The following is a 5,723-nucleotide window of genomic DNA, read 5'->3' as shown; positions in this document are numbered from 1 at the left end:
CAGATTCTGTCGAGGAACTTCTAGATCGGTGCCACGATCAGGTCAAGCGCATCGAGCAACGCATGGGCGATTTCCCACAAGCAGCGTAAAAACAGGAGCGTTTTGCTCCTGTTTTTTATTGCTAAAACAACGTCCGATAATACTTATTATGTTGCATCATCGAAGCATCATTTGAATTTGCTTATCACTAATTGTATTTTATTTGGGGCTATGTCATCATAAATATTATGAAAATACATAGACAGAGTTAGAAATCCGAAAAATACGAATATGAAATAATTCAAAAATAATAGTAAGCAGCCTTTTCTCCAATCATTCTCTCGTTTTCCGGAAAACGAGAGATGGAATCACTGAAATTAATAAAATCAATATCCATGGAGTTGCCATTGAAAAAAATAAATATCCGATGTTCTCTATCCATCCAGGCATTATTGATTTTATATCAAGACCAGAATCACTCATCGGAAAAGTGACCATGGCATTAAATAAAAGCCAACCAATAGCAAAGATACGAGCAGAAACACTGCTCTCAATTATGTCGCCAATAATCGGTACGAATTTGACAATGAATAATACAAATGTGATAGTTAACGTAGGGACAATCAATCCTCGCATCAGAGTCAAAGATTTGACTTGGAAAAAATTCCAAGCATTGAAATCAATACCGCCCATAGTACACATAACTGCTATGATAAACATTAGTGTTAGTATAATAATTAAAAAATTCTCAAATAATCCTCTAAAAAATGCTAAAAAGACAGAAAATCCCGCTAGCAATATTTTAATATTTGTTATACATCTTGATGTTTCAGTGCCATCTTTATTGTCATCACTTGTAAATATTCCTATTGCAAACTGAAAAATCATCATAGAAAAATATTGGATCATTACAATAATCCAAAAAAAACTATGAGACAGTGATATCAATCCCGAAACAGTTGAATGCCAAAACATTTGTATTATCATCCTTTCGAACTAAATTTAGTGTATCATTAAACGAGGTATTGCTTCAGCCACGCATGGAAGCGTTTCTGGCGGTCTATTCTCAGATCAGGTGGGCCGCCTCGGCTTAGTTCATGGCTGGCTTCGGGGCCGTAGCGTAGGTAAATTGTCTCGGCGGGGTTGGTGCGCTTGACGGCTCTAAAATACTCGTCGCCCTGGCTCACCGGGCAGCGCAGGTCGCCTTCGGAGTGGACGATCATCACGGGGGTCTTGACATTGCCCGCATACGTCAGCGGCGAGTTGCGACGGAAGCTCTCCGTGTCGTTGGTGTGATTAGACAAAAAGAAGCTGTGGTCGCGGGCGATGAAGTCCGTGGTGCCGCCGAAGCTGACCAGATTATAGACCCCCCGCTCGGCGATGGCGCACTGGAAGCGCTCTGAATGTCCGATAATCCAGCCAGTGAGATAGCCGCCGTAGCTGCCACCCATCACGGCGAGGCGCTCGGAATCGGCCCAGCCCTGCGCGATAGCGTGATCCACACAGGCCAGAGCATCCGTCATTGCGGGCTCGCCCCAGTTGTCGCGGATCGCACCCGTCCATGCCTCGCCGTAGCCTTTGGAGCCGCGCGGGTTGGGATAGAGCACGGCAAATCCGGCGGCGGTGAGCGCCTGAAACTCATGGAACAGATGCCAGCGCCCGTACATCAAGTGCGGCCCGCCGTGGATATAGAGAACGGTCGGGTGTGGCCCGTCGCCCTCCGGCAAAAGCGCAAAGTACGGCACGTCGCCTGCTACGAACGCCACGGGCTCGATGAACTTCACCTCGGCGCATAGCGCGCTGTTGTGCTCACTGAGGCGCTTGCCGTCCACATAGATATCCCCCGCATCGTGGCTTGTGAGGCGCAGGGTGGCGATTTTTCCGGCTGCGACACTCACTCCCACCTCAGAGCAGCCCTCCGGTGTGCATTTCTCGGGCACTCCCCCACCCCGGCCCACTTTATAAATCCCGACCTCGCCTTTGTCGGATGCCACGAACAAGATACTCTCGCCGTCCCAGACCGGCCCATTATCGCCGCGCCCGTAGACCTCACCGAGCGCTGAGTCCCCCGCCGTCACGTCCCAGCCAGGAGCGAGATCGCGGCTCTCCCCTGTGGTAACCTCGACAATCCACGGGTGAATATTCCATGTCCCCCAGACTTCATCCACGTGGTCGTGGCCGGAAAAAGCGATCCTATTGCCGTCCGGTGACCATGCCAGCCCGCCCTTAGGACCGAGTTTCCCTAATTGTTTGGGCTCCGTCTGCCCCAGATCCCACACGAAAAGTCCGGTCGCCCCCGACTCCATATCCGGATCTTTACCTGCGTTCTGGGTGTAGGCAATCTCCCTGCCATCCGGCGACCAGCACAGGCTGCCGTAGTCGCGCTCACTTGCCGTGAGTTTCTCCACTTCCCCCGTGGCAAGATCCAGTACGTGTAGCTGAAACGTCCCCGACGGTAGCCAGCCCAGCCCCTCTTGCCGCCACCGTGGCCGTGTGATCACACGGGGCGGCGACGACTGATTATTTTTCTTGCGGCCCTCGGTGGCCTGCTCGCTCCATTCTTCCTCGGCGGGGCGGAACGAGAACAAAATCTGCGTGCCGTTTGGGGAGAAGGCGACGTCGTCCAGACTGCCCTGTGGTAAGTCCGTGCGCTTAACGGCCTCTCCTCCACTCAGCGACAACTGCCAGAGCTGGGATTTTTTCTCGTCGGCGCGGACAAAGACCAAGCTCTGCGAGTCGGGAGCCCAGCGATGATTTGCGACACTCTCCCCTTGTGTGAACACACGCGGTGGCGCGGAGCCATCGGAGGGCACGAGATAGAGCCGGGTCTCGTACTTGTTCTTTGCCTCGTTCACGGTCTTGACCAGGTAGGCCACCCACTTTCCGTCGGGCGAGAGGCGTGGCTCCGAGGGCGCGGCGAAGCGCAGGAGATCATCAATGGTGGTTAAGCGTTTTTGCACAACAGCATGGTACCCAATTATTGCCGCTGCGACTGCGTCTCTATCAAGTCTGCACCCTGCGTCCACCACGCGCCTTTTTGCATCGTGGGAATCGGTACTCCCGTCGCTGCCTGCCGGTACTCCTCCGCCATCTTCAAAAACTGCGCACCGTGTGTTTGTGTCGCAAAGGCACGTTTGGGAATCACCAAGTTCACACCCGCAGAGAATTGAACGAAGAAATTGGTATCGCTTTCCACAAGCTGTTCGACTGCTCCCCAGTACATCAGGCTCTCACTCATGCCATTCGTAGTTTTAATACCTTTTGGTGTAAGTGTTAACTGAGTTGATCCGAGAAGAGCTTTATAATAGCCTTTTCTTACCAATTTCTTGAGGTTTTGCTGCATTGTTTTTTGCATGAGGGGAGCAAAAAAAAATAAAAACAGAGCATAGAGGAGTGATCCCACTCCCTGAGCCACTTTACCAATGGTAAACAGCAGGATCCCCAAAATTCCCAGCACAGCTCCCAGAATCGCCATCACTTGTTTAGAGCGCTTTAAATGCCCAATTGTCCTGGCAAAATGCAGCTGATAGTCAACCAAATCTTCTTCTGTTAGATCGTAGTTTATAGTCATGGGTTTAGATTTACTCTACCATCATGGCGAGACTCTGAAACTTAGGGCGCGGCACGTGAGCTTGGTAGTATTCTAGCTCAGCACCCGTGAGCTGCAGTGTACCGGTCGCGCTGCCGTCGTTCCCTACTGCATCCAGGCGCACGGGAACCAGCTCGCCGTAGAGAGCAACAGGGCCAGCAAATCTCACTTTAATGTAGTTGGGCGTGAATCCGGTGAGCGTGCCGCCCTCGGGGTGCTCCACCAGCACGCTCAGCGTTTGGCCTAGATAGCCCTCTGTGAAGGCGCGGTTGCTTGCGTCCACCACGGCTTGCAGCTCGGCGTGACGTTGCTTTTTCACGTCGTCACTGACATCGTCTTTGAGCGTCGCCCCATAGGTTTTATCTCTTGGCGAGTAGCGAAAGCAGTGGGTTTTCTGAAAGCCAAGCTCGCGGGCAAAGGCGAGTGTGTTCTGGTGCAGCGCCTCGCTCTCGCCGGGGTAGCCGACGATAAGATCCGTCGTAATAGCCACATCGGGCACAGCCGCGCGTAGCTTTCGCACCAGCTCTTTGTAGAACGCCGCATCATACGGGCGATTCATGGCACGAAGAATCGTGTCGTCGCCGCTCTGGCAACTGAGATGCAGGTGCGGGCAAAGATTCGCGTGGCTCGCAAACGCCGCGATCAGCGCGTCGCTCACTTCAATCGGCTGGATCGAGCTCAGGCGAACGCGGGCAATTCCAGGGACGTCAGCAACTTTGAGCAGGAGCTGGGCAAGATCTGGCCCGCCGGAGCCTGTGGCCTCATCGTATGCCCCCACACAGACGCCCGTCACGATGATCTCCCGCGTTCCGCTCTCGGCAAGCGCGTGCGTCTCCGCGATAATCTCCTCCCAGTGCCGGGAGACTTTCACTTTTCGCGTGAAGGGAATCTGGCAGAAGCCGCAGAAGTGCGTGCAGCCGTCCTGGACTTTCAGGGTCGCGCGGGTGCGGCGCTCGCGGGCAGGCAGAACCGTTGCGGGCGACGACGAGTAGCTCAAGATCTCTGGGGCGAACTCGATCACTTTCTCAAAGACGCGCAGCTTGTCCTCGTTGTCAATCAGCAGCGTCGCCCCCTCGACCCACTCGCCGTGATCAAGCACCTGCTGGCTGTGGCAGCCCGTCATCACCACAACGGCGTTGGGATTCGTCCGGCTCGCTTTCCGGGCAAGATAGCGCGACTTTTTATCCGCCGCCGCCGTCACCGAGCAGGAGTTAATGACATAGACATCCGCGGGCGCGTCAAAATCCGTGAGGACAAACCCCGCAGCGGCAAAATCCTCCGCGATTCTTTCGGTCTCGTACTGGTTGACTTTACAGCCAAGGGTGGTTAGGGCAGCAACGGGCATAGCGCTTGAATTATATCGTGGTCGGGGCCTGAAAGTCCCCGCCTAAGCCGCCTTCGGCGAAGCGGGCCGAGCCCGCGCGGCAAGGATAGGGTACGGCCTCGGGCCGCTTGACGCGAAGCGTCGCTGAGCCGGGGACTTTCAGGCCCCGGCAAAATCAGGTATACCATTTGCATGAAAACTCGTGCATTGGGTTCCCTTCAAGCCTCCGTTGTGGGACTGGGCTGTAATAACTTTGGGATGCGCTGCGATCTGGCCGCGACGCAGTTAGTCGTGGACGCGGCGATTGACTCCGGCATCAACTTCTTCGATACGGCGGACTGCTACGGTGGGACAAACAGTGAGGTCTTTCTGGGCCAGGCGCTGGGCAAGCGCCGTGCCGACGTGCTCATCGCAACGAAGTTTGGCATCAAGCTCGACGACGACCGGCCTGGCGGCGCACGGCCCGAGTATATTTTTCGGGCATGCGAGGACTCGCTACGGCGTCTGGGGACAGACACGATTGATCTCTACCAAATCCACCGCCCTGATGACAGCGTACCTATCGAGGAGACTATGGGGGCGCTACGTGCGTTAGTGGCGCAGGGGAAAGTTCGTGAGCTCGGTTGCTCCAACTTCTCCGTCGAGCAGCTCCGCGCCGCTGCGGCTACGGATTCCAGTGGGCCGCAATTTGTCAGTGTTCAGAATGAGTACAGCCTCTTTGCGCGTCAACCAGAGACCGACGGCGTGCTCGCCGAGTGCACGGAAACCCGTATCGGGCTGCTCCCCTACTTCCCTCTGGCCAGCGGGATGCTCACGGGCAAGTACCGCAAG

Annotated in this window: 5 protein-coding genes; 1 reads left to right on the top strand and 4 read right to left on the bottom strand. The window is 54.7% G+C overall.

From position 1 onward, the window contains the following. Window positions 1-312: 312 nt before the first annotated feature. The 4 genes from ACH2EH_RS05870 to mtaB form a co-directional block, all read right to left on the bottom strand. The gene (locus ACH2EH_RS05870; protein ID WP_395139841.1) at window positions 313-870 is read right to left on the bottom strand and encodes a hypothetical protein; all 558 of its coding nucleotides are present in this window, start codon (window positions 868-870) and stop codon (window positions 313-315) included. Between the two features lie 122 nt (window positions 871-992). Beyond that, a complete protein-coding gene (locus ACH2EH_RS05865; protein WP_395139839.1) occupies window positions 993-2,939 on the bottom strand; it encodes a S9 family peptidase in 1,947 nt (648 codons plus the stop codon). Between the two features lie 17 nt (window positions 2,940-2,956). Then, the gene (locus ACH2EH_RS05860) at window positions 2,957-3,550 is read right to left on the bottom strand and encodes a YcxB family protein (RefSeq protein ID WP_395139837.1); all 594 of its coding nucleotides are present in this window, start codon (window positions 3,548-3,550) and stop codon (window positions 2,957-2,959) included. Window positions 3,551-3,560: 10 nt separating this feature from the next. Beyond that, complete coding sequence (mtaB, locus tag ACH2EH_RS05855) at window positions 3,561-4,913, bottom strand: tRNA (N(6)-L-threonylcarbamoyladenosine(37)-C(2))-methylthiotransferase MtaB (protein WP_395139835.1); 1,353 nt, start codon at window positions 4,911-4,913, stop codon at window positions 3,561-3,563. Between the two features lie 171 nt (window positions 4,914-5,084). Between mtaB and ACH2EH_RS05850 the strand changes: the two genes are divergently transcribed. Further along, window positions 5,085-5,723, top strand: a 639-nt coding sequence (locus ACH2EH_RS05850) for an aldo/keto reductase (protein ID WP_395139833.1), incomplete at its 3' end; no start/stop codon positions are given.

Origin of the sequence: Armatimonas sp. (genome assembly GCF_043760365.1) — a bacterium.
Classification (GTDB): Bacteria; Armatimonadota; Armatimonadia; order Armatimonadales; family Armatimonadaceae; genus Armatimonas.
Note: the sequence above shows the minus strand (reverse complement) of the source record. Positions and strands in the feature narration are given on the sequence as shown.

Excerpts from the sequence above, each read along its gene's own strand:
- ACH2EH_RS05870 (WP_395139841.1), bottom strand. The coding sequence starts at position 870 with ATGATGATTTTTCAGTTTGCAATAGGAATATTTACAAGTGATGACAAT.
- ACH2EH_RS05860 (WP_395139837.1), bottom strand. The coding sequence starts at position 3,550 with ATGACTATAAACTACGATCTAACAGAAGAAGATTTGGTTGACTATCAG.
- mtaB (WP_395139835.1), bottom strand. The coding sequence starts at position 4,913 with ATGCCCGTTGCTGCCCTAACCACCCTTGGCTGTAAAGTCAACCAGTAC.